The sequence below is a fragment of the Myxococcus vastator genome (assembly GCF_010894475.1).
Taxonomy (GTDB): Bacteria; Myxococcota; Myxococcia; order Myxococcales; family Myxococcaceae; genus Myxococcus; species Myxococcus vastator.
On sequence record NZ_JAAIYB010000036.1, the window covers coordinates 1 to 19,529 of the forward strand.

33 protein-coding genes are annotated in these 19,529 nt (G+C 65.8%); 30 read left to right on the forward strand and 3 right to left on the reverse strand.

Annotated features, from left to right (window positions below; genetic code table 11):
* From G4D87_RS05840 to rplQ, 30 genes are all read left to right on the forward strand, one after another.
* Positions 1 to 215, forward strand: a 215-nt coding sequence (locus tag G4D87_RS05840; RefSeq protein ID WP_504112554.1) for an EF-Tu C-terminal domain-related protein, incomplete at its 5' end; no start/stop codon positions are given.
* Between the two features lie 201 nt (positions 216 to 416).
* Positions 417 to 725: a 30S ribosomal protein S10 gene (gene rpsJ, locus G4D87_RS05845; RefSeq protein WP_002633608.1), complete on the forward strand. Its 309-nt coding sequence runs from the start codon at positions 417 to 419 to the stop codon at positions 723 to 725.
* A 53-nt stretch (positions 726 to 778) separates the two neighbouring features.
* The gene (gene rplD / locus G4D87_RS05850; protein WP_002633607.1) at positions 779 to 1,402 is read left to right on the forward strand and encodes a 50S ribosomal protein L4; all 624 of its coding nucleotides are present in this window, start codon (positions 779 to 781) and stop codon (positions 1,400 to 1,402) included.
* Complete coding sequence (locus tag G4D87_RS05855) at positions 1,399 to 1,692, forward strand: 50S ribosomal protein L23 (RefSeq protein WP_163779817.1); 294 nt, start codon at positions 1,399 to 1,401, stop codon at positions 1,690 to 1,692. Before rplD ends, G4D87_RS05855 begins: the two co-directional genes overlap by 4 nt.
* Before the next feature lie 34 nt (positions 1,693 to 1,726).
* A complete protein-coding gene (rplB, locus tag G4D87_RS05860) occupies positions 1,727 to 2,572 on the forward strand; it encodes a 50S ribosomal protein L2 (protein ID WP_002633605.1) in 846 nt (281 codons plus the stop codon).
* 9 nt (positions 2,573 to 2,581) lie between these two features.
* A complete protein-coding gene (gene rpsS, locus G4D87_RS05865) occupies positions 2,582 to 2,869 on the forward strand; it encodes a 30S ribosomal protein S19 (RefSeq protein ID WP_163779819.1) in 288 nt (95 codons plus the stop codon).
* Between the two features lie 35 nt (positions 2,870 to 2,904).
* On the forward strand, positions 2,905 to 3,249 hold the full coding sequence (gene rplV, locus G4D87_RS05870; RefSeq protein WP_163779821.1) for a 50S ribosomal protein L22: 345 nt from the start codon (positions 2,905 to 2,907) through the stop codon (positions 3,247 to 3,249).
* Positions 3,250 to 3,290: 41 nt separating this feature from the next.
* Positions 3,291 to 3,953: a 30S ribosomal protein S3 gene (gene rpsC, locus G4D87_RS05875; protein ID WP_002633602.1), complete on the forward strand. Its 663-nt coding sequence runs from the start codon at positions 3,291 to 3,293 to the stop codon at positions 3,951 to 3,953.
* 66 nt (positions 3,954 to 4,019) lie between these two features.
* Positions 4,020 to 4,439 (forward strand): 50S ribosomal protein L16, encoded by a 420-nt coding sequence (gene rplP / locus G4D87_RS05880; protein WP_163779823.1) that lies wholly within the window; start codon positions 4,020 to 4,022, stop codon positions 4,437 to 4,439.
* A 44-nt stretch (positions 4,440 to 4,483) separates the two neighbouring features.
* Positions 4,484 to 4,696 carry a 50S ribosomal protein L29 gene (gene rpmC / locus G4D87_RS05885; protein WP_176410556.1) on the forward strand — a complete coding sequence of 71 codons (213 nt, stop codon included), beginning with the start codon at positions 4,484 to 4,486 and terminating at the stop codon, positions 4,694 to 4,696.
* A gap of 83 nt (positions 4,697 to 4,779) precedes the next feature.
* The gene (gene rpsQ / locus G4D87_RS05890) at positions 4,780 to 5,106 is read left to right on the forward strand and encodes a 30S ribosomal protein S17 (protein WP_176410557.1); all 327 of its coding nucleotides are present in this window, start codon (positions 4,780 to 4,782) and stop codon (positions 5,104 to 5,106) included.
* A gap of 67 nt (positions 5,107 to 5,173) precedes the next feature.
* Entirely contained in the window at positions 5,174 to 5,542 is a 369-nt protein-coding gene (rplN, locus tag G4D87_RS05895) for a 50S ribosomal protein L14 (protein WP_163779830.1), read from the forward strand.
* Positions 5,543 to 5,585: 43 nt separating this feature from the next.
* Positions 5,586 to 5,921, forward strand: a complete 336-nt coding sequence (gene rplX / locus G4D87_RS05900) for a 50S ribosomal protein L24 (RefSeq protein ID WP_002633597.1) — start codon at positions 5,586 to 5,588, stop codon at positions 5,919 to 5,921.
* A gap of 181 nt (positions 5,922 to 6,102) precedes the next feature.
* A complete protein-coding gene (gene rplE, locus G4D87_RS05905; RefSeq protein ID WP_140791180.1) occupies positions 6,103 to 6,756 on the forward strand; it encodes a 50S ribosomal protein L5 in 654 nt (217 codons plus the stop codon).
* A 27-nt stretch (positions 6,757 to 6,783) separates the two neighbouring features.
* A complete protein-coding gene (locus G4D87_RS05910) occupies positions 6,784 to 6,969 on the forward strand; it encodes a type Z 30S ribosomal protein S14 (protein ID WP_002633595.1) in 186 nt (61 codons plus the stop codon).
* A 162-nt stretch (positions 6,970 to 7,131) separates the two neighbouring features.
* Positions 7,132 to 7,548, forward strand: coding sequence for a 30S ribosomal protein S8 (gene rpsH / locus G4D87_RS05915; RefSeq protein WP_140791182.1), 417 nt, complete (start codon positions 7,132 to 7,134; stop codon positions 7,546 to 7,548).
* A 64-nt stretch (positions 7,549 to 7,612) separates the two neighbouring features.
* The gene (gene rplF / locus G4D87_RS05920) at positions 7,613 to 8,179 is read left to right on the forward strand and encodes a 50S ribosomal protein L6 (protein ID WP_013939882.1); all 567 of its coding nucleotides are present in this window, start codon (positions 7,613 to 7,615) and stop codon (positions 8,177 to 8,179) included.
* 108 nt (positions 8,180 to 8,287) lie between these two features.
* Positions 8,288 to 8,644 (forward strand): 50S ribosomal protein L18, encoded by a 357-nt coding sequence (gene rplR / locus G4D87_RS05925; protein ID WP_002633592.1) that lies wholly within the window; start codon positions 8,288 to 8,290, stop codon positions 8,642 to 8,644.
* Between the two features lie 22 nt (positions 8,645 to 8,666).
* Positions 8,667 to 9,188 (forward strand): 30S ribosomal protein S5, encoded by a 522-nt coding sequence (gene rpsE, locus G4D87_RS05930; protein ID WP_140791186.1) that lies wholly within the window; start codon positions 8,667 to 8,669, stop codon positions 9,186 to 9,188.
* A gap of 3 nt (positions 9,189 to 9,191) precedes the next feature.
* Positions 9,192 to 9,461 carry a 50S ribosomal protein L30 gene (gene rpmD, locus G4D87_RS05935; RefSeq protein ID WP_163779831.1) on the forward strand — a complete coding sequence of 90 codons (270 nt, stop codon included), beginning with the start codon at positions 9,192 to 9,194 and terminating at the stop codon, positions 9,459 to 9,461.
* Between the two features lie 20 nt (positions 9,462 to 9,481).
* The gene (gene rplO, locus G4D87_RS05940) at positions 9,482 to 10,009 is read left to right on the forward strand and encodes a 50S ribosomal protein L15 (RefSeq protein ID WP_140791189.1); all 528 of its coding nucleotides are present in this window, start codon (positions 9,482 to 9,484) and stop codon (positions 10,007 to 10,009) included.
* 134 nt (positions 10,010 to 10,143) lie between these two features.
* Positions 10,144 to 11,490, forward strand: coding sequence for a preprotein translocase subunit SecY (secY, locus tag G4D87_RS05945; RefSeq protein WP_163779833.1), 1,347 nt, complete (start codon positions 10,144 to 10,146; stop codon positions 11,488 to 11,490).
* 163 nt (positions 11,491 to 11,653) lie between these two features.
* Positions 11,654 to 12,301: an adenylate kinase gene (locus G4D87_RS05950; protein WP_163779835.1), complete on the forward strand. Its 648-nt coding sequence runs from the start codon at positions 11,654 to 11,656 to the stop codon at positions 12,299 to 12,301.
* A 360-nt stretch (positions 12,302 to 12,661) separates the two neighbouring features.
* Positions 12,662 to 12,880 (forward strand): translation initiation factor IF-1, encoded by a 219-nt coding sequence (gene infA / locus G4D87_RS05955; RefSeq protein ID WP_002614803.1) that lies wholly within the window; start codon positions 12,662 to 12,664, stop codon positions 12,878 to 12,880.
* Positions 12,881 to 12,953: 73 nt separating this feature from the next.
* Positions 12,954 to 13,070: a 50S ribosomal protein L36 gene (rpmJ, locus tag G4D87_RS05960; RefSeq protein WP_043321360.1), complete on the forward strand. Its 117-nt coding sequence runs from the start codon at positions 12,954 to 12,956 to the stop codon at positions 13,068 to 13,070.
* 54 nt (positions 13,071 to 13,124) lie between these two features.
* Positions 13,125 to 13,505 carry a 30S ribosomal protein S13 gene (rpsM, locus tag G4D87_RS05965; protein ID WP_013939888.1) on the forward strand — a complete coding sequence of 127 codons (381 nt, stop codon included), beginning with the start codon at positions 13,125 to 13,127 and terminating at the stop codon, positions 13,503 to 13,505.
* A gap of 62 nt (positions 13,506 to 13,567) precedes the next feature.
* On the forward strand, positions 13,568 to 14,008 hold the full coding sequence (gene rpsK / locus G4D87_RS05970) for a 30S ribosomal protein S11 (protein ID WP_140791196.1): 441 nt from the start codon (positions 13,568 to 13,570) through the stop codon (positions 14,006 to 14,008).
* A gap of 69 nt (positions 14,009 to 14,077) precedes the next feature.
* Entirely contained in the window at positions 14,078 to 14,704 is a 627-nt protein-coding gene (gene rpsD, locus G4D87_RS05975) for a 30S ribosomal protein S4 (protein WP_013939890.1), read from the forward strand.
* 143 nt (positions 14,705 to 14,847) lie between these two features.
* Positions 14,848 to 15,870, forward strand: coding sequence for a DNA-directed RNA polymerase subunit alpha (locus G4D87_RS05980; RefSeq protein WP_163779837.1), 1,023 nt, complete (start codon positions 14,848 to 14,850; stop codon positions 15,868 to 15,870).
* Positions 15,871 to 16,054: 184 nt separating this feature from the next.
* Positions 16,055 to 16,477, forward strand: a complete 423-nt coding sequence (gene rplQ / locus G4D87_RS05985; RefSeq protein WP_163779839.1) for a 50S ribosomal protein L17 — start codon at positions 16,055 to 16,057, stop codon at positions 16,475 to 16,477.
* 103 nt (positions 16,478 to 16,580) lie between these two features.
* Here rplQ and G4D87_RS05990 read toward each other — a convergent pair whose 3' ends face one another.
* The 3 genes from G4D87_RS05990 to G4D87_RS06000 all read right to left on the reverse strand — a co-directional run bounded on the left by G4D87_RS05990 (position 16,581) and on the right by G4D87_RS06000 (position 19,486).
* Positions 16,581 to 17,165: a hypothetical protein gene (locus G4D87_RS05990; RefSeq protein ID WP_240358041.1), complete on the reverse strand. Its 585-nt coding sequence runs from the start codon at positions 17,163 to 17,165 to the stop codon at positions 16,581 to 16,583.
* Between the two features lie 132 nt (positions 17,166 to 17,297).
* Entirely contained in the window at positions 17,298 to 18,677 is a 1,380-nt protein-coding gene (locus G4D87_RS05995) for a tetratricopeptide repeat protein (RefSeq protein WP_163779843.1), read from the reverse strand.
* A 14-nt stretch (positions 18,678 to 18,691) separates the two neighbouring features.
* Positions 18,692 to 19,486 carry a lysophospholipid acyltransferase family protein gene (locus tag G4D87_RS06000; RefSeq protein WP_163779846.1) on the reverse strand — a complete coding sequence of 265 codons (795 nt, stop codon included), beginning with the start codon at positions 19,484 to 19,486 and terminating at the stop codon, positions 18,692 to 18,694.
* Positions 19,487 to 19,529: the final 43 nt, after the last annotated feature.

The window sequence follows — 19,529 nt, forward strand, 5'->3', positions numbered from 1 at the left end:
TCAAGGGGTACCGTCCGCAGTTCTACTTCCGCACCACGGACGTGACGGGCTCGGTGAAGCTGCCGGAGAACGTCGAAATGGTGATGCCGGGCGACAACATCGCCATCGAGGTGGAGCTCATCACCCCGGTGGCCATGGAGAAGGAGCTGCGCTTCGCGGTTCGCGAGGGCGGCCGCACGGTGGGCGCCGGCGTCGTGGCGGAAGTCGTCGAGTAGCCGAGACCCCCAACGGCTCCCTGGGTCCCCCAGACAGGGAATTTTCAGGGAGCCGATGGGAATCCAGTTGCACACCCTGGGGCGGGATGGTAGACACCGCGCCCCTTCGTTCTGAAGAAACGGCTCTGTGAAATCCAGGGGATGTCGGTCGTAACGCCCTCCCGCGGCAGAGGCAGAGTTCGTCCAAAGAGGTTCTTGCGAATGGCGACACAGAAGATCCGCATCCGGCTGAAGGCGTACGACTCGAAGCTCCTGGACCAGAGTGCGGGTGAGATCGTCGAGACGGCCAAGCGCACGGGCGCGAAGGTGGCCGGTCCGATCCCCCTTCCCACGCGCATCAACAAGTTCACGGTGCTGCGGTCTCCGCACGTGGACAAGAAGAGCCGTGAGCAGTTCGAGATCCGCACGCACAAGCGCCTGCTCGATATCCTCGAGCCCACGCAGCAGACGCTGGATGCGCTGATGAAGCTGGATCTGTCGGCTGGCGTTGACGTCGAGATCAAGTCCTAGGAAGCGGGTGGGCGTTCGAGTGGTTTCACTCCGACCCCCGCGAGGAAAGTGCCATGGCGAAGTTTGACGTAGTCGACCTGGATTTGAAGAAGGTGTCGGAGATTGAGCTCTCCGACGATGTCTTCGGCACCGAGCCGAACGCCCACCTGTTTTACGAGGTGGCGAAGATGCAGCAGATCAACCGGCGCCGCGGCACGGTCGGGGTGAAGAACACCTCGCTGGTCAGCGGCGGCGGCAAGAAGCCCTGGAAGCAGAAGGGCACCGGCCGCGCTCGTCAGGGCTCCATCCGCGCTTCCCACTGGGTGGGCGGCGGCAAGGCGATGGCTCCCAAGGCGCGCGACTACTTCTACCGCCCGCCCCGCAAGGTGCGCCGCGGCGCCCTGAAGTCCGCGTTGTCCCTGCGGGCCCAGGAGAAGACGCTCATCATCCTGGACGGCTTCTCCCTGGATGCTCCGAAGAGCAAGCAGGCCTTCGAGGTCCTCACCAAGCGTCTGAAGCTCCAGAACGCCCTGGTGATTGACGACAAGGGCAACACCAACCTGCACCGCAGCGTGCGCAACCTGGCGAAGTTCGACGTGCTGCCGCCCGAGGGCCTGAACCTCGAGGCCGTTCTCCGGCACTCGCACCTCGTTCTCACGTCCGCGGCCGCGAAGACCCTCGAGGGGGCGCTGTCATGAATCTGAACGACGTCATCAAGGGCCCGCTCATCACCGAGAAGCTGGACAAGGCCCGCGAGAAGTTCCGCAAGTACTCGTTCATCGTCGACCGCAAGGCGACGAAGCACGACGTGGCCCGCGCGGTGGAGACGCTCTTCAAGGTCACCGTCGAGGGCGTGAACACCAACATCGTCCGCGGCAAGATCAAGCGGGTGGGTCGTAGCATCGGCAAGCGGCCCAACTTCAAGAAGGCGGTTGTGACGCTGAAGCAGGGCGACTCGATCGAACTCTTCGAGGGAGGGGCGGCCTGACGCCACGGCGTCAAGCCTGCCTGAGGAACACACCATGGGCATCAAGAAGTACAAGCCGACTAGCGCCGCCCGCCGTCTGATGACGGTGTCCGACTTCGCGGACATCACCAAGGACTCGCCCGAGAAGAGCCTCACCGAGCCGCTCAAGCGCTCCGGTGGTCGCAACGTCCACGGGCACATCACCCGCCGGCACCAGGGTGGCGGCCACAAGCGCCGCTACCGTGTCATCGACTTCAAGCGCCGGGACAAGGATGGCGTCCCCGCGAAGGTCGTGGCCGTCGAGTACGACCCGAACCGCACCGCCAACATCGCGCTGCTGCACTACGCGGACGGCGACAAGCGTTACATCCTCGCTCCGGTGGGTCTGAGCGTGGGTGACACGGTGTTCGCTGGCGAGGGCTCGGACATCCGGCCTGGCAACAGCCTGCCGCTGCAGAACATCCCGGTGGGTACGGTCATCCACAACGTGGAGCTGAAGCCGGGCCGTGGCGCCCAGGTCATCCGCTCCGCCGGCACGTCCGGCCAGCTGATGGCGAAGGAGGACCGTTACGCGCAGGTGCGGATGCCCTCCGGCACCGTCCGCAAGGTCCTCATCGAGTGCCGCGCCACCGTGGGCCAGGTGGGCAACATCGAGCACGAGATCATCCGTATCGGCAAGGCGGGTAAGAGCCGCTGGCTGGGCATCCGTCCCACCGTCCGCGGTCTGGCGATGAACCCGGTCGACCACCCGCACGGCGGTGGTGAAGGCAAGTCCGGTCAGGGTAACCCGCACCCTGTGTCCCCGTGGGGCAAGAAGACCAAGGGGCTCACCACGCGCACCAACAAGCGCACTGACAAGTTCATCGTCTCCGGCCGCCGCCAGGGCGCGCGCAGCCAGTAAGAGGATTCCATGGCTCGTTCGATCAAGAAGGGTCCGTTCGTTGACGACTTCCTCGTGAAGAAGATCGAGGACATGATCACGACGAACAAGAAGTCGGTCGTAAAGACGTGGTCCCGCCGCTCCACGATTCTTCCGGAGTTCGTGGGCCACACCTTCGCGGTGCACAACGGGAAGAAGTTCATCCCGGTGTTCGTCACGGAGAACATGGTTGGCCACAAGCTCGGCGAGTTCGCCCCGACGCGTACGTTCGGCGGTCACTCGGCGGAGAAGAAGGTCGCCAAGGCCCCGGGCAAGTAGCCTGGCGCATTGCCTGAGAGCCTGAGGAGAAGACCATGGAGTCGACTGCACATCTGCGTTTTCTGCGCATGAGCCCCCGCAAGATTTCCACCGTTGCGGAGCTCATCCGGGGCAAGCCTGTCGAGGCGGCCCTCAACATCCTGAAGTTCACCAAGCGCGCCGCGGCCAAGCCGGTGGAGATGCTCATCAAGAGCGCCGTGGCCAACGCGACTGACAAGTCCAAGGGCCAGGTCGACGTGGACACGCTCTACGTGAAGACCATCTCCGTGGACCAGGGTCCCACCCAGCGCCGGTTCATGCCGCGCGCCATGGGCCGGGCCACCCCCATCAAGAAGAAGACGGCCCACGTCCACGTGGTGCTCGCCGAGGCGAAGAAGTAGGACCCGTCGGGCCCTGCCCGGACGCTTCAAGGAGAATCACGTTGGGACAGAAAGTTCATCCGATCGGGTTCCGGCTTGGTGTCATCAAGACCTGGGACTCCAAGTGGTTCGAGCACAAGAACTACGCGCAGTGGCTCCACGAGGACATCCGCATCCGCGAGTTCGTGAAGAAGTCGCTGAACCACGCGGGCGTGTCGAAGGTGGAGATCGAGCGCGCGGCCAACAAGGTCAAGGTCAACGTCCACACCGCGCGGCCGGGCATCGTCATCGGCAAGCGTGGCGCGGGCATCGAGACGGTGAAGAAGGACCTCCAGCAGTTCACGAAGAACGAGGTCTTCCTCAACATCGTCGAGGTCCGCAAGGCGGAGACTGACGCGCAGTTGGTGGCGGAGAACATCGCCACGCAGCTCGAGCGCCGCATTGCCTTCCGCCGCGCCATGAAGAAGGCGCTGCAGACGGCGATGAAGTTCGGCGCCAAGGGCATCCGCGTCGCCTGCTCGGGCCGCCTCGGTGGCGCGGAGATGGCGCGCTACGAGTGGTACCGCGAGGGCCGCGTGCCCCTGCACACCCTGCGCGCGGACATTGACTACGGTTTCGCCGAGGCGAAGACGACCTACGGCAAGATCGGCTGCAAGGTCTGGGTCTGCAAGGGCGAGGTCCTCCCGGGCAAGGGTGGCCAGGCCCCCATGCCCTCCAACCGGTAACCAGCCCACCCGCGCCGGGCGCTCCCCCAAGGAGCGCCCGGGGCAGGGCGGCGAAGGACAGCGACGATGCTTCAGCCTGCTCGTACGAAGTACCGCAAGATGCACAAGGGCCGCATGCCTGGCAGTGCCCACCGGGGTAGCGACATGACCTACGGTGAGTACGGCCTGATGAGCCTCCAGCCGGGGTGGATCACCTCTCGGCAGATCGAGGCGGCTCGTATCGCGATGACGCGTCACGTGAAGCGTGGCGGCAAGATCTGGATCCGTATCTTCCCAGACAAGCCCATCACCAAGAAGCCCGCTGAGACCCGAATGGGTACCGGTAAGGGTGGCGTGGAGTACTACGTCGCGGTGGTGAAGCCCGGCCGCATCCTCTACGAGATGGAGGGGATGACGCCGGAAGTGGCCACTGGGGCGCTGAAGCTGGCGCAGGCGAAGCTGCCGGTGCTCACGAAGATCGTGACCCGCGCGGACCTGAGCCTCTAGGCACCGAGCGGCGGGGGCCGGTCCGTTGGACGGCTCCCTCTCGCATGGAGAGTGAAATGGCGACTGCGAAGGAATTGAAGGAACTGTCAGCGGACGACCTGAAGCAGCGCGCGGCCGAACTGCGTGCGACGCTGTTCCAGGACCAGCTGAAGCGGCGGACCGGTTCGCTGGACAACCCGGCTGAGCGCACCCAGCACCGGCGCGATCTGGCGCGGGTCCTGACCGTGCTGACCCAGAAGACGAAGGCCCAGGGCTGAACACCCACGACTCCAAGCGCGCTCAGCTGATAGAGGAGCGCGTGCGGCCATCCGGGCGCCAATGCCCGGGTGCATGAGAGACAGTGAGAGAGAAGATGGCTGAAGCGACCGAGACGCAGGCTGCCGAGACCTCCACCCGTGGCCGTCCCAAGACGCGCGTGGGGATTGTCACCTCCAACAAGATGCAGAAGACGGTGGTCGTCACCGTCCAGCGCCGGGCTCCGCACCCGAAGTACGGGAAGATCATGAGCCTGCGCGAGAAGTACAAGGCGCACGTGGAGGACCACGACTACCCCAAGAAGATCACCATCAACGAGGGTGATCGGGTCCGGATCGCCGAGACCAAGCCCGCTTCGAAGGACAAGCGTTGGCGCGTGGTCGAGGTGCTGGAGAAGAGCAAGAACGTCTAGCACGCATGCCCCTTCCGCGCGGCCGTGAGGCGGCGCGGGATGGTCACCGGCGACAGGAGATTTCCAGATGATTCAGATGACGAGCGTGCTCGACGTGGCGGACAACTCGGGCGCGAAGAAGGTGTTCTGCATCAAGGTGCTCGGCGGCTCGAAGCGCAAGTATGCGTCCATCGGCGACGTGATTGTCGTCTCGGTGCGCGAGGCGCTTCCCAACTCGAAGGTGAAGAAGGGTGACGTGGCCAAGGCCGTCATCGTTCGCACCAGGCGCGAGGTGGGTCGCCCGGACGGCAGCTACATCAAGTTCGACGGCAACTCCGCGGTCCTCATCAACAAGGACATGGAGCCCATTGGTACGCGTATCTTCGGGCCGGTGGCCCGTGAGCTCCGCGCCCGCAAGTTCATGAAGATCATCTCGCTGGCGCCCGAAGTCCTCTGAGAGGACGGCAGGCCGGACGGCGAGCAGCCAGAGAGAGGAAGCCATGCAGAAGCTGAAGGTAGGAGACACGGTCCAGGTCATGGCCGGGGCCGAGGCCTCCGAGAAGAACCCGGCGACCAAGCGCGGCAAGGTGCTGAAGATCGATCGCGAGGCTGAGCGCGTGACGGTCGAGGGCCTGCGCCTGGTCAAGCGTCACATGAAGAAGACGCCCCAGAGCCCTGAAGGCGGCATCGTTGAGAAGCCGGGCACGATCGCGCTGGCGAACGTGCAGGTGGTTTGCGTCAAGTGCGACAAGCCGACCCGGGTGGGCATCCGTACTGAAGGTGAAGAGGGCAAGAAGAAGCGGTTCTGCAAGAACTGCGACGCCCTGATTGACTAGGTGTCCGCGTTGGTGCATGTATGCGCGCCCTTTGCCCACCCCGGTGGTGGCGAAGGGCGGGCGTGCAGGCATGGAGGGCCCGTGGAGCAACAGGGGCCCTCGCGGTGTTTCCAGGTTCCATACGAAGGACTGATCGGGCGCGCTGGGTCCACGACGGCGCCCCGAAGCAGAGGACAGGACGATGGCTGACGAGAAGAAGGCCGAGCAGAAGGAAAAGAAGGCGAAGCGGGGCAAGAAGGAAGAGGCCAAGAAGGTTGGCTTCGCCGCCAATATCGAGGAGGGTCTGGAGTCCAAGCCGGCCCGTCTGAAGGTGCGTTTCTTCAAGGAAGGTGTTCCGTCCCTCCTGAAGGAGCTGAGCCTGAAGAACCCGATGCAGGTTCCCCGGCTGGAGAAGATCGTCGTCAACATGGGTCTGGGCGAGGCGCTCGCCAACAACAAGATCCTGGAGTCGGCGGTGGACCAGCTTGCGGCGATCACCGGTCAGAAGCCGATCGTCACGCGCGCCCGGAAGTCCATCGCGAACTTCAAGCTGCGCCAGGGGCAGGCCATCGGTGCCGCCGTCACGCTGCGCGGCGACCGCATGTACGAGTTCATGGACCGCCTCATCACCGTAGCGCTGCCGCGCGTGCGTGACTTCAAGGGCGTGTCCCCCAAGGCGTTCGACGGGAAGGGCAACTACACGCTCGGCGTGCGCGAGCAGATCATCTTCCCTGAGATCAACTACGACCAGATCGAGAAGGTGAAGGGGCTCAACATCAGCTTCGTCACCACTGCGGCCAACGACGAGCAGGGGCTGGCGCTGATGCGTCACTTCGGCATGCCGTTCCGCCAGTAAGCCCTCGAGCCAAGGACCCGACGAAACATGGCCAAGCTCTCCAAGATCGCCCAGGCAAAGCGCAAGCCGAAGTTCTCGGTGCGCCAGTACAACCGCTGCCCGCTGTGTGGCCGGCCGCGCGCGTTCCTGCGCAAGTTCAAGATGTGCCGTATCTGCCTCCGCAATCGCGCCCTCCGCGGCGAGATCACCGGCGTTACCAAGTCGTCCTGGTAGCCAGAAGGGCAGGGTGCCTGGCGGGCCTCACCGGCCGGCCAGGCACATTGAAGTAGGAAGTTCGTAGTGGCGGTCAACGCGAACCCCCGGGATGGGCCCGGCAGGCGCGGTGGCCGCGAACACGAGGCGCTCGGTACGAGGCCTCGGTTTGGAAGGTACTCCATGCCGGTCAATGATCCCGTCGGCGACATGCTGACCCGCCTGCGCAACGCTTCGCGCGCGCGTCACGACAAGGTCGTCATCCCCCACTCGAAGCTCAAGCTCGAGATCATCAAGGTCCTCAAGGACGAGGGCTACATCGGCGAGTTCGTGGTGCACGAGCAGACGGTGCAGAACAAGCGCACGGTGTTCCCGGAGATCTCCGTGCAGCTGAAGTACGGTCCGGACCGGGCGCCTGCCATCACCGGTATCCGCCGCGTGTCGAAGCCGGGCCTGCGCCGCTACGCCGCCGTGCGTGAGATTCCGCAGGTGCTGGGGGGGCTGGGTATCTCCATCCTCTCCACCTCGCGTGGCATCATGGTGGATTCCGAGGCCCGCAAGCAGAAGGTCGGCGGCGAGCTGCTCTGCACCGTCTACTAGCCAGCCGCCCGGGTGCGGCGCCCCGTGAGGGAGCGCGCCCCAGGCATACAGGACCGAGGCAACCATGAGTCGGATTGGAAAACTGGCGATCAAGCTCGGCGACAAGACGAAGGCCGTCGTCGCTGGCGAACAGGTGAACTTCGAGGGCCCCAAGGGCAAGCTGTCGGTGAAGCTGCCTGGCAAGGTCAAGGTCGAGATCAAGGACGGTCAGATGACCGTGCAGCGCGCGGATGACTCGCGCGAGGCGCGCAGCATGCACGGCCTGACCCGGACCATCCTCGCGAACGCGGCGAAGGGTGTGAGCACAGGCTTCGAGAAGAAGCTGGACATCCGCGGCGTTGGCTTCCGCGCTGAGGTGAAGGGCAAGGCCATTCACTTCGCGCTGGGCTACTCGCACCCGGTGGTCTTCAACCTGCCCGAGGGTGTGACCGCTGAAGTCGACAAGGCGCCGCGCAACGAGGACAGCCTGCCCACCGTGGGCCTGACGCTCCGTTCTTCGGACAAGGAAGTGCTGGGCGCGACGGCGGTGAACATCCGCTCGCTGCGTCCGCCGGAGCCCTACAAGGGCAAGGGCATCAAGTACTCCGAGGAGCGCATCCGCCGCAAGGAGGGCAAGACCGGTACGACCTAGTCGTCCCGTCTTTCCTGAGTGTTCCAAACTCCACCAGGTCCTCTGGACCTGGTGGCATCATCCGGCGGCGGAAGGCCGCATCGCCTCCGGACGGAAAAGGAAGCAGCCATGCCTACGAAGATCGAAGCCCGTCTCAAGAGGAAGAACCGCATCCGCAAGAAGCTGTCGGGCACGACAGAGCGGCCGCGGCTCACCGTCTACAAGAGCCTCAAGCACATCTATGCGCAGGTGGTGGACGACACCACGGGCAAGACGCTTGCGTTTGCTTCGTCGCTGTCCAAGGACCTGAAGGGTCAGGACGAGGGCGACAAGAAGGCGGACGCGAAGCGTGTCGGCTCCCTGATTGCGCAGAAGTGCAAGGCCGCCAACGTCGAAGCGGTGGTGTTCGACCGCAACGGCTTCCCTTATCACGGGCGCATCGCCGCCGTGGCCGACGCCGCGCGCGAGGCCGGGCTGAAGTTCTAAGAATTCGAAAGGAATCCCCCAAGTGGCAACTCCGATCAATCCGAACGATCTGGACCTCACCGACCGCGTGGTGAATATCAACCGCGTGGCCAAGGTCGTGAAGGGCGGCCGCCGTTTCTCGTTCGCCGCCCTGGTGGTGGTGGGGGACGGCGCCGGACACGTGGGCGTCGGCCTGGGTAAGGCCAACGAAGTCCCCGAGGCCATCCGCAAGGGTGGTGAGAACGCGAAGAAGAATCTGTTCCGCGTCCCGCTCGTGGGTCACACCATTCCGCATGAGGTGCTCGGGCACTTCGGCGCTGGCTGGGTGCTGCTGAAGCCGGCCAGCCAGGGTACGGGCGTCATCGCCGGCGGCGCGGTTCGCGCGGTGCTGGAGGCGGCGGGCATCCGGAACATCCTGACCAAGAGCCAGGGTTCGCGGAACCCGCACAACGTGCTGAAGGCCACTGTCGCGGGCCTGAAGCTGCTGCGCAGCGCGGAGCAGGTTTCGCGTCTCCGTGGCAAGGACGTCGAGCCGGCGAAGCTCGCCGGGGAGCAGAGGGGCTAGCCCATGGCGCTCAAGGTGAAGCTGGTGAAGAGCTTTTCGGGGTCGTCCAGCGAGATGCTGGACACCATCCGTGGGCTGGGCCTGAAGAAGTTCGGTGACGAGCGCCTCCTCAAGGACACGCCTGCGATTCGCGGGATGGCGTTCAAGGTGAAGCACCTGGTCACCCTGGAAACCGTTTCCGACGAGGCACCGGCGCCCAAGCGCCGTAAGCCCGCCAAGATTGCCCTGCGGGAGCGGGCGATCGCGTATCAGGCCAAGCAGCACAAGGCCTGAGTCACGAGAGGATCGAGACGATGAGCACTCTGAACAAACTGCAGCGTCCGGCGCGCTCGTGGCACCGCAAGAAGCGCGTGGGCCGCGGCCAGGGTAGTGGTCTTGGCAAGACGGCCGGCCGCGGTGGCAAGGGCCAGAAGGCCCGCAGCGGCAACATGCGGTTCGAAGGCTTCGAGGGCGGCCAGAGCCCCCTGCAGCGGCGCCTGCCGAAGTTTGGCTTCACGCCGCCGAACCGGACCGTCTACGCGGTCGTCAACCTGTCGGACCTCGAGCAGCACTTCGATGCCGGCGCCACGGCGGACGTGGAGACGCTGCGCAAGGTCGGCCTGGTCAAGGGCCGCTACCACGGCGTGAAGTTGCTGGCCCGCGGCGAGCTGACCAAGAAGGTCACCGTGGTCGTGCACAAGGCTTCTGAGGCGGCGAAGGCCGCCATCCAGAAGGCGGGCGGCGCGGTGGAAGAGATTCCGCTGGTGGCTCACAAGCCGGAGTCCGCGGCCAAGGCGCACGCTGGCAAGGGCGTCAAGGCTCCCCGGCAGCCCAAGGCCTGAGCGTGTCTGGCGCGCATCACTTGCTAGTGGTGCGCGCAGTTTCGCTTGTGTAGGCTTCTGCGCCCCTTTCCCGCTCGTGGAACAGGGGCGTTTTGTCGTCCTGGCAGAACCCTCTCGAAGAGGATGGCTACCCCGTGGCTCTGAACGCCTTCGCCAACGTCTTCCGTATCGCTGAGCTGCGCAGTCGGCTCGCGTATACGCTCGCGCTGCTCGCCGTCTATCGCATCGGCATCTTCATCAACACGCCAGGCGTGGACCGTTCGGCGATGAACGCGTTCATGGACGCCCAGAAGCAGTCGGGCGGCCTCGTCTCGCTGTTCAACCTCTTCTCCGGCGGCGCGCTGGAGCAGATGTCCATCTTTGGATTGGGCATCATGCCGTACGTCAGCGCCTCCATCATCATGCAGCTGCTCGCCGTCGTGGTACCCAGCCTGGAGCGGCTGCAGAAGGAGGGCGCCGGCGGCCGGCAGAAGATCAACCAGTACACCCGCTACGGCACGATCGCGCTGTCCATCGTGCAGGGCATTGGCATCTCGCGGTGGCTGGCGTCGCTGGGCCGCTCCGACGGTGGCCAGAGCGGCTTCAACCAGGTGGTCGTCCCCGACGACAGCGTCTGGTTCACCTTCATGACGGTGGTCAGCCTCACGGCCGGCACGGCCTTCATCATGTGGCTGGGTGAGCGCATCACCGAGCGCGGCATCGGCAACGGTATCTCGCTCATCATCTTCGCCGGCATCGTGGCGGGTCTGCTCCCGGGCGCGAAGCAGCTGATGGACCTGACCCGTCAGGACGTCATCTCCGTGGCCGAGGTGCTGGCGCTGGTCTTCTTCATGCTCGTCATCATCGCCGCGGTCGTCTATGTCGAGCGCGGCATGCGGCGCATCCCCATCCAGTACGCCAAGCGGATGGCGGGACGCCGGATGTTCGCCGGCCAGGCGACGTACTTCCCGATGAAGGTGAACACCTCGGGCGTGATTCCGCCCATCTTCGCGGGCGCCGTGCTGTCGTTCCCGGCCACGCTGGGGACCTGGTTCCCGTTCCTGCAGGGCTTCCAGCGTGCCATCGAAGGCAACCTGTGGATCTACAACGGGTTGTTCGTCGTGATGGTCATCTTCTTCGCCTACTTCTACACGGCGCTGACGTTCCGGCCGGACGACGTGGCGGACAACATCAAGAAGCAGGGTGGCTACATCCCGGGCATCCGTCCGGGCCGCCAGACGGCGGAGTTCATCGAGCGCGTGCTCAACCGGCTCACGTTTGGTGGCGCCATCTACCTGTCGGTCGTCTGCGTGATTCCGTCGGTCATCAGCGGCCTGTTGGGGGTGCGGTTCACCTTCGGCGGTACGGCGCTGCTGATCGTCGTGGGCGTGGCGCTGGATACGGTGCAGCAGATCGAGGGGCACCTCATCAGTCGTAACTACGAGGGCTTCGCCGGCCCTCGCGGCCCGCGCATCCGGGGCCGGGTGCGCGTGGCGGCCTGAGCCTCCGCGCGGGCGTTCCGGGCGCCTCTCCCCGTCGCGGGGAGGGGCGCCTCGTCGTTCCCAGGCTAGGTGTTGTTCAAGGATATTCGCTGGTGCACACGGAGCGCGCTCGGGGGTTTGAGTCCTACGACTTCCGTGCCTTCCTTCGGAGCTGAGAGGACACATGAACCTGATCCTGTTGGGGCCGCCGAACGCGGGGAAGGGGACGCAGGCGAAGCGGTTGTTCGCCGACTTCCAAATCCCCCAGATCTCCACCGGGGACATCCTCCGCAAGGCAGTCGCGGAGGGCACGGAGCTGGGCAAGGTGGCCGGCCCGCTGATGGCGGCCGGGCAGTACGTCCCAGACGACGTCGTGATTGGTATCGTCGAAGAGCGCCTCAAGGAGGCGGACGTGGCCAAGGGCTTCGTCCTGGATGGCTTCCCGCGCACGCCGGGACAGGCGGACGCGCTGGACAAGATGCTGAACCGCCTGGGCAAGCAGCTGAGCGCCGTCATCTCGCTCGAGGTGCCGCACGCGAAGCTGGTGGAGCGGGGCTCCGGACGGCGGGTCTGCCCGGCGGACGGCAGCGTCTACCACGTCTACCAGAGCCCCCCGAAGCGGGCGGGCTACTGTGACAAGTGCAACACCGGACTCGTCCAGCGCCCGGATGACATGCCCGAGGTCATCGAAAAGCGGCTCCAGAAGTATGATTCGGAGACGGCGCCGCTGAAGGCCTTCTATGAGAAGAAGGGCCTGCTCAAGAGCGTGGACGGCGTGGGAGCGCCCGAGGGCATCTACGAGGAGATCAAGGCAGCGGCGGGCAAGTCCTGATCCGCCTGGCAGCCAGGGGAGGGCCTGGTGGGTGCCCGCTCACCACCTTGCCGTTCCAGGGGCGGAGCTTGCTTCTCCCGGACACGGGGAGCTCCGGCCTGGGGAGACCTGGACTCCCGTGAGGGGCGGGCGCAAGTTCACCCCGCCGTCAGCAGTCAGAGGCCTCGATCCGGCCTGGGCCTTGACGGAGCTGACAGGAAGAGTTGATTTTGCCGGGACTGCGGGTGAAATAGTCCGCCGTTATGTAGGGTTGGTAGGAATCCAAGTTTTGCAGTCGCGCGACGCTTGCCACTTGCGGACCAAAGTGCTATCCCGCCGCGCTTCCAAGAGGTTCGTGGTCCGGGGAAGAGAGTCTGACGCTTGCCGAAGGATGATTCCATCGAAGTTGAGGGGACCGTGATGGAGCCCCTCCCGAACGCGATGTTCCGCGTGGTGCTGGACAACGGCCATAAGGTGCTCGCGCACATCTCGGGCAAGATGAGGATGCACTTCATCCGCATCCTCCCGGGTGACAAAGTGAAGGTCGAGCTGTCTCCATACGACCTGACGCGCGGTCGGATCACGTACCGGGCGAAGTAGTAGGGTGTTCCCGCCTGGGAATGGTGGGCCGCCCGTTGGGCTTTTCTTTTGCTGAGGAAGGAAGTTCGCTCCAATGAAGGTTCGGGCGTCCGTCAAGAAGATTTGCGACAAGTGCAAGGTTGTTCGCCGTAAGGGAATCGTGCGCATCATTTGCGCCTCCAACCCCCGGCACAAGCAGCGCCAGGGCTAACGGCCAACCGGCCGTTGGCTTCAGACCAACTCCACTTAAGAAGGAAGACCGAAGATGGCTCGTATCGCCGGCATCGATCTGCCGCCCAACAAGCGCGCGGTGATCTCGCTCCAGTACATCTACGGGATCGGCAACAAGTCCGCGCAAGACATCATTGCCGCGGCGGGCATCGATCCCACGACCCGGACCAAGGACCTCACCGAGGAGCAGGCCCGTAAGATCCGCGAGATCATCGAGGCCAGCTACAAGGTGGAGGGCGACCTCCGGCGTGAAGTCACCATGAACATCAAGCGGCTGATGGACCTGGGTTGCTACCGGGGCCTCCGTCACCGCAAGGGCCTGCCGGTTCGTGGCCAGCGGACCCACACCAACGCGCGTACCCGCAAGGGTCCGAAGCGGGGCATCGTCCGGGCGAAGCCGGCGGCGGGCCGCTAAACGCAGCGCCGGTCCCATGAGGTGCCGGCGTCGATCACCTCCTCCCAGGAGCAGCAATCCACATGGCTGACGAGATCAATACTTCGGCTGCGGCGCCCACGGGCACCGAGGGCGAGGCCCCTGCCGCGAAGAAGTCGAAGCGCAAGGGCAAGAAGAGCATCCTCAACGGCGTGGTCCACATCCAGTCCACGTTCAACAACACCATCATCACGATCACGGACGTGTCCGGGAACGTGATCTCCTGGTCGTCCGCCGGGGCGCGTGGCTTCAAGGGAAGCCGCAAGTCCACCCCGTTCGCGGCGCAGGTGGCCGCTGGCGACGCCGCGGCGAAGGCGATGGAGCACGGGCTGAAGAACGTGTCCGTGTTCGTGAAGGGCCCGGGCGCGGGCCGCGAGTCGGCGCTGCGCGCGCTGGCCGCCGCTGGTTTGAAGATCAACCTCATCCGCGACGTGACGCCCATCCCGCACAACGGGTGCCGTCAGCCCAAGCGTCGCCGCGTCTAACCCCTTCGTCAGGGCTGCCCTCACGCCCTGGTGTGTGGGCGGCTCCAGATCACCTCTAAGGACCCCTCAATGGCTCGTTACACTGCCAGCGTCTGCCGCATCTGCCGGCGCGAAAACCTGAAGATGTACCTCAAGGGCGACCGTTGCTACACGGACAAGTGCGCCATTGAGCGTCGCCCCTATCCCCCGGGTCAGCACGGCCAGGGCCGCGTGAAGTTCTCCGGCTACGGCGTGCAGCTGCGCGAGAAGCAGAAGGTCAAGCGCATGTACGGCCTGCTGGAGAACCAGTTCCGCGGCTACTACCACCGCGCGTCCGCCGCCAAGGGCAAGACGGGTGAGAACCTCCTGCAGCAGCTGGAGCTCCGTCTGGACAACGTGGTGTTCCGCATGGGCTTCGCGGACACGCGCAACGAGGCGCGCCAGCTGGTGCGTCACGGCCACTTCCAGGTGAACGGCCGCAAGGTGAACATTCCCTCGTTCGCCGTGAAGCCGGGTACCGCGGTGGAGGTGGTGGAGAAGAGCCGCAAGGTGCTCCGCATCTCCGAGGCGCTGGAGACGGTGGACCGCCGTGGCGTTCCGCAGTGGATCTCCCTGGACAAGAAGGCGTTCAAGGGCACGGTCACCACGGTTCCGAACCGTGAGGACCTGACGATGCCCATCTCCGAGCAGCTCATCGTCGAGCTCTACTCGAAGTAAGCACGCTGGATGTCGCAGTGGACGCCCTGGCCGACGAGGCCGGGGCGTCTTGCTTTCAAGCAGTCGCAGTCCCCGCGTGCGCATCCTCCCGCCAGGCCGGTGGGTAAGTCGGTGGTGCGACACGATTTGAGGAGCGGTACACCATGGCTGATACGTTTGTTGCGAAGAACTGGCGTGACCTGATCAAGCCCCGTCGCATGGAGGTGGATCAGGACAGCGCGACCCCCACCTACGGCAAGTTCGTCGCGGAGCCGCTCGAGCGCGGTTTCGGTACGACGCTGGGCAACTCGCTCCGCCGGGTGCTGCTGTCGTCGCTGCAGGGCGCCGCCATCACCTCCGTGAAGATTGAAGGCGTGGACCACGAGTTCACCACCATCCCCGAGGTGTCCGAGGACGTCACGGACGTCGTGCTGAACCTGAAGGAAGTCCTCCTTCGGATGCACACGAACGAGACGAAGACGCTCCGCATCGAGGCGGAGGGCCCCAAGGAGGTCAAGGCCGGTGACATCATCACCGACCCGGACACCGAGATCCTCAACCCGGGCCACCACATCTGCACCATCTCCGAGGGTGGCAAGCTCCGCATGGAGCTGACGTGCCGCCGCGGCCGTGGCTACACGCCGGCCAACGTGAACAAGGTGGCGGGTGCGCCCATCGGCACCATCCCCATCGACTCGCTGTTCTCGCCCATCCGCAAGGTGAACTACCAGGTCACCAACGCGCGCGTCGGCCAGGTCACCGACTTCGACAAGCTGGCGCTCGAGGTCTGGACGGACGGCTCCGTGTCGCCGCAGGACGCGGTGGCGTACGCGGCGAAGATCATCAAGGAGCAGCTCACCGTCTTCGTGAACTTCGACGAGACGGAGGAGCCCGTCGTCGCCGAGGCGCCGAAGGAAGAGGCGAAGCTGAACGAGAACCTGTTCCGCTCGGTGGATGAGCTCGAGCTGTCGGTCCGCTCGGCGAACTGCCTGCAGCAGGCGAACATCAAGTCCATCGGCGATCTCGTGCAGCGCACCGAGGCCGAGATGCTCAAGACGAAGAACTTCGGCCGCAAGTCTCTGAAGGAGATCAAGGAGATCCTCGCGGAGATGGGCCTGTCGCTGGGCATGAAGCTGGAGAACTGGCCGCCGAAGCAGGCGCCGGCTCCCGCGCAGCCGAAGGCGTAGTAGGGTTCACGCAGGGCCTCCCCACGCGGCCGCGGGTACGGCAGTCAGCGGCGCGAGGGGAGGGGGCTGGGACGTCTTCCGGTCCGAATGACAGCGGTGGACCCCGTGCCGGGTCCTCCCATCCCACCCGGTACCTGACACGGCCGGAGTGGTGGAGTCCCCACAAGGACTCTGGAGCACGACGATGCGCCACAAGGTCGGACAGAGGAAGCTTCACCGCAGCACGAGCCACCGGCTCGCGATGCTCAACAACATGGTGACCTCGCTGCTGGAGCACCAGGCCATCCGCACCACGCTTCCCAAGGCCAAGGAGGCCCGGAAGATCGCGGAGCGGATCATCACCCTGGGCAAGCGTGGCGGCCTCGCCAACGTTCGCCTGGCGGCGCGTACGGTCAAGGACCGCGACGTGCTGCAGAAGGTGTTCAGCGAGTACAAGGACCGGTACGCCACGCGTCCTGGTGGCTACACCCGCATCGTTCGGCTCGGCTTCCGCCGGGGCGACGCCGCGGAGATGGCCCTCCTGGAGCTCGTGGACCGGCCGGAGAAGGCTGCTCCTGTCGACACCGAGGCGGCGGCTGAGCCTGCGGAAGAGACGAAGGCGGAGTAGTCCCGTACGGACGGCATACCTGGCCCCTTCGTGAGGAGGGGCCAGGCGCAACGCGAGGGCGCGCTTCCGAGAGGAAGGGCGCCCTTCGTGTGTCCAGCACGGACTACCGCTGCGGCTTGCGAAGGCGCTCCCAGGCGGCGGTGAGGTCCTCGGTGAGGTCCGCGCTGTCATCCCGGCTGCGCATCTGGATGGACTGGAAGCGGAGGTCCGCGGGCGCGGCGCCGCTGGAGCCCATCAGCTGCTTGGGGGTGATGGTGATGAACTCACCCGGGGCCACCGTCAGCACCGCCGCCTGGTACTGCCCGTTGACGGTGAGGGTGACGTCGTACCAGGGCTCCTTGCTCTCGTTCCAGATGGTGACCGAGGGCCGGTCCAACCTGTCACTGAGCACCAGGCGCGCGTCCATGTCCCCCTTGCGCACCGTGCTGCCCGGGCACGCAATGGCCAGGCTCATCACCGTCATCACCAGCCAGCCGGCGATGATGGACGCCTTGTACTTGAAGAAGCGGTCGCTCTGGCGGAAGTCCGCGACCAGCTCCTTGAGGATGGAGAGGCCGTTGAGGAGGTGGTTCGACGCATCTCCCGCCAGCCGCTTCCCCAGCGGACCGTCTGGCTTCTCCTTCTGGAGAGGCTCTGCGCGCGCGGCGGACATCACCCGCAGATTGGACTGGCTGGGTGCGCGCGGCATGCCGGGGTTCGTCGGCGTGCGCGGCTGAGAGCCAGACGGAGACGCCGCCCGAGGAGGCTGCGTTCCAGGCGGAGGGGGCTTGCGACCGTCGCTCATCGGGCAATGAGTGTAGAGGGCTGGGCCCGTGGATGGCTACTGTGCCTTGAGTTGCTGAAGCGCACGGGACGCCACCGCGTTTTCAGGCTGGGTCTCCAGCACCTTCATCAGCCAGCGCTCGGCTTCACTGGACGCGGTCTTCCGCGCCTCGGGACGCGAGGCCTTCATCGCCTGCTCGGTGTAGAGCAGCCCCAAGCGCAGGCTGAACTCCATGTTCTCCGGGTCCTTTTCGACCACGCGGCGCAGCTCGCGCTCGGCGGCGGCGAAGTCACCCTCCAGTTGGTACACGAGCGCCAGCTTGCCTCGCATCGCCACGGCCTCCGGTGCCAGGGAGGTGGCCACGGTGAAGGACTCGCGGGCGGCGGTGAGGTCCCTGCGCTCCAGGTGGAGGTCTCCCAGGTGGAACCAGGCAGTCTCGAGCAGTGGATGGAGCGCCACTGCTTTTTCGAAGGAGGCGCGGGCCGCGTCGGGACGCTGGCGCGCCAGGTAGAGCTCGCCCAGGTAGAAGTGGTTCTTGCCGTCGCGGGGGGCGCGCTCGATGGCCTGCTTGAACTCATCCACCGCGCGTCCCGCGTCATCCAGGCGCTGGTAGGCCAGGCCCAGCAGCGCATGCACCACCGCGACGTCCGGGTAGTCGAGCAGGATTTCCTCGAAGGCGAGGATGGCGTGCTGGGGCGCATCCAGGTCCTTGAGGTAGCGCATGCCTTCTTCCAGCTTCGCCTCGGCGGCCTTGGGGAAGCCGGAGAACGGGTCCGCGATCTGCTCCATCAGCGCCCGCGCGGTGGTGACTTCGGCCGGGGTGGGCTGGCCCCGCACCACCGTGCCGAGGGCTTCCACGGCCCCGGGCGCGTCTCCCGTGCGGTGCAGCGCCTTGGCCAGCGGCAGGCGCCAGGCGGTGCGGTCCGGCGCCAACGCCGTGGCGCGCCGCAGCGGCTCGAGCGCCTCCGTGTACTGTTCGGACTCCAGCCGCGCGAGCCCCAGCCGGTAGTGGAACTCCGCGGTGTCCGGTGCCAACGCCGTTGCGCGCTCGAAGGCGGCGACGCTGGGCGCCCCCGCGTCGCGAGCGCGTGAGAAGAGGGCGAGGCCCAGCATGTACTGGTCGCTCGCGCGCTCACCCGCCGCGATTCGCTTCTGGAGCTCCGCGATCCACGCGTCCGTCTGTCCCGCCTTCACGTAGGCCTCGGTGAGCGAGCGCGCCACGTCCAGGTTGTCCGGCGACTGCCGGTGCAGGTCCGTCAGCAGCTCCAGCGCCTTCGTGGGCTGATGCTCGTCCAGGTAGGCCCGCGCCTGGGAAAGCGGATCGGTGGGGCGCGCCTTGGCGGAGTGGGTGGAGGTGGTGCTGCAGCCAGCCAGGAGGCCCACGCCGAGCACCGCGGCGCGAATCCAGGGACGGGAACGGAGGTGGCGAATGGTCATCTCGAAGAGGCTTCTCAGGAGGAGGAGACTGCGCGGGCCCGCGCGTCGCTGATGCCCTCGGCGCCCGCGGCGGCGACGGCGTCATCCACGTCGCCGCCCTTGCCCCCGAGGGACAGGCTGTCCGCGATGATGACGGCGCGGACGGCTCGGGCCAGGCCTTCGCGGTCACCCTCGGCGAACGTGGTGGTGTCGATGGGCTGGCCAATCTTCACGCGGATGGGACCGGGGGTGATGTTCCAGGTGGACTTGGGCATCAGGTTGCCGGAGCCCTCGATGGTGACGGGGCAGACGGGGACGCGGGCCTTCAGCGCCAGGGCGAAGGGGCCCTTCTTGAAGGGCAGGACGCGGCCGTCCGTCGAGCGGGTGCCTTCCGGATACAGGAAGATGCTGGTGCCGCCGCGAATCTTGGCCGCTGCCGCGTTGAGCGAGGCAATGGCCTTGGAGCGGTTGGACCGGTTGACGAAGACGTGGCCCGCGAGCGCCAGGTACCAGCCGATGAGGGGCACCCACTTGAGCTGCGACTTGGCGACGTAGCGGAACGGGACGGCGACGGCCATGAAGTGCGCCGGGATGTCGATGGTGGACTGGTGGTTGGCCACGTAGATGGTGGGCCGATTCGGGTCCACGTTCTCCTGGCCGATGACTTCCAGCGTCGCGCCCCCTGCCCACAGCAGCACGGGCGACCAGATCTTTCGCGCCACCCAGATGGAGTTCGATGGGTTGAGCGTGAGCAGCATCGCCAGGATGGCGAGGAAGAAACAGACGAACGTCCAGACGCCCGCCACGAAAATGCAAAAGAGCTTGCGCATCCCTCAGCCCGCCTCCTGGGGGCCGATGTTCAGGGCCGGAAGG

Bases quoted from the DNA above. Each gene is read 5' to 3' on its own strand.
- rpsD (WP_013939890.1), top strand. From the start codon at position 14,078: ATGGCTCGTTACACTGCCAGCGTCTGCCGCATCTGCCGGCGCGAAAAC.
- rpmD (WP_163779831.1), top strand. From the start codon at position 9,192: ATGGCGCTCAAGGTGAAGCTGGTGAAGAGCTTTTCGGGGTCGTCCAGC.
- G4D87_RS05980 (WP_163779837.1), top strand. From the start codon at position 14,848: ATGGCTGATACGTTTGTTGCGAAGAACTGGCGTGACCTGATCAAGCCC.
- rplV (WP_163779821.1), top strand. From the start codon at position 2,905: ATGGAGTCGACTGCACATCTGCGTTTTCTGCGCATGAGCCCCCGCAAG.
- rplO (WP_140791189.1), top strand. From the start codon at position 9,482: ATGAGCACTCTGAACAAACTGCAGCGTCCGGCGCGCTCGTGGCACCGC.
- rplP (WP_163779823.1), top strand. From the start codon at position 4,020: ATGCTTCAGCCTGCTCGTACGAAGTACCGCAAGATGCACAAGGGCCGC.
- rpsS (WP_163779819.1), top strand. From the start codon at position 2,582: ATGGCTCGTTCGATCAAGAAGGGTCCGTTCGTTGACGACTTCCTCGTG.
- rplD (WP_002633607.1), top strand. From the start codon at position 779: ATGGCGAAGTTTGACGTAGTCGACCTGGATTTGAAGAAGGTGTCGGAG.
- rpmJ (WP_043321360.1), top strand. From the start codon at position 12,954: ATGAAGGTTCGGGCGTCCGTCAAGAAGATTTGCGACAAGTGCAAGGTT.
- rpsJ (WP_002633608.1), top strand. From the start codon at position 417: ATGGCGACACAGAAGATCCGCATCCGGCTGAAGGCGTACGACTCGAAG.
- rplN (WP_163779830.1), top strand. From the start codon at position 5,174: ATGATTCAGATGACGAGCGTGCTCGACGTGGCGGACAACTCGGGCGCG.
- G4D87_RS05910 (WP_002633595.1), top strand. From the start codon at position 6,784: ATGGCCAAGCTCTCCAAGATCGCCCAGGCAAAGCGCAAGCCGAAGTTC.
- rpsM (WP_013939888.1), top strand. From the start codon at position 13,125: ATGGCTCGTATCGCCGGCATCGATCTGCCGCCCAACAAGCGCGCGGTG.
- G4D87_RS05990 (WP_240358041.1), bottom strand. From the start codon at position 17,165: ATGCCGCGCGCACCCAGCCAGTCCAATCTGCGGGTGATGTCCGCCGCG.
- rplR (WP_002633592.1), top strand. From the start codon at position 8,288: ATGCCTACGAAGATCGAAGCCCGTCTCAAGAGGAAGAACCGCATCCGC.
- rpsK (WP_140791196.1), top strand. From the start codon at position 13,568: ATGGCTGACGAGATCAATACTTCGGCTGCGGCGCCCACGGGCACCGAG.
- G4D87_RS05995 (WP_163779843.1), bottom strand. From the start codon at position 18,677: ATGACCATTCGCCACCTCCGTTCCCGTCCCTGGATTCGCGCCGCGGTG.
- rpsH (WP_140791182.1), top strand. From the start codon at position 7,132: ATGCCGGTCAATGATCCCGTCGGCGACATGCTGACCCGCCTGCGCAAC.
- G4D87_RS06000 (WP_163779846.1), bottom strand. From the start codon at position 19,486: ATGCGCAAGCTCTTTTGCATTTTCGTGGCGGGCGTCTGGACGTTCGTC.
- rpmC (WP_176410556.1), top strand. From the start codon at position 4,484: ATGGAGAGTGAAATGGCGACTGCGAAGGAATTGAAGGAACTGTCAGCG.
- rplE (WP_140791180.1), top strand. From the start codon at position 6,103: ATGGCTGACGAGAAGAAGGCCGAGCAGAAGGAAAAGAAGGCGAAGCGG.
- G4D87_RS05855 (WP_163779817.1), top strand. From the start codon at position 1,399: ATGAATCTGAACGACGTCATCAAGGGCCCGCTCATCACCGAGAAGCTG.
- rplX (WP_002633597.1), top strand. From the start codon at position 5,586: ATGCAGAAGCTGAAGGTAGGAGACACGGTCCAGGTCATGGCCGGGGCC.
- rplF (WP_013939882.1), top strand. From the start codon at position 7,613: ATGAGTCGGATTGGAAAACTGGCGATCAAGCTCGGCGACAAGACGAAG.
- G4D87_RS05950 (WP_163779835.1), top strand. From the start codon at position 11,654: ATGAACCTGATCCTGTTGGGGCCGCCGAACGCGGGGAAGGGGACGCAG.
- rplQ (WP_163779839.1), top strand. From the start codon at position 16,055: ATGCGCCACAAGGTCGGACAGAGGAAGCTTCACCGCAGCACGAGCCAC.
- rplB (WP_002633605.1), top strand. From the start codon at position 1,727: ATGGGCATCAAGAAGTACAAGCCGACTAGCGCCGCCCGCCGTCTGATG.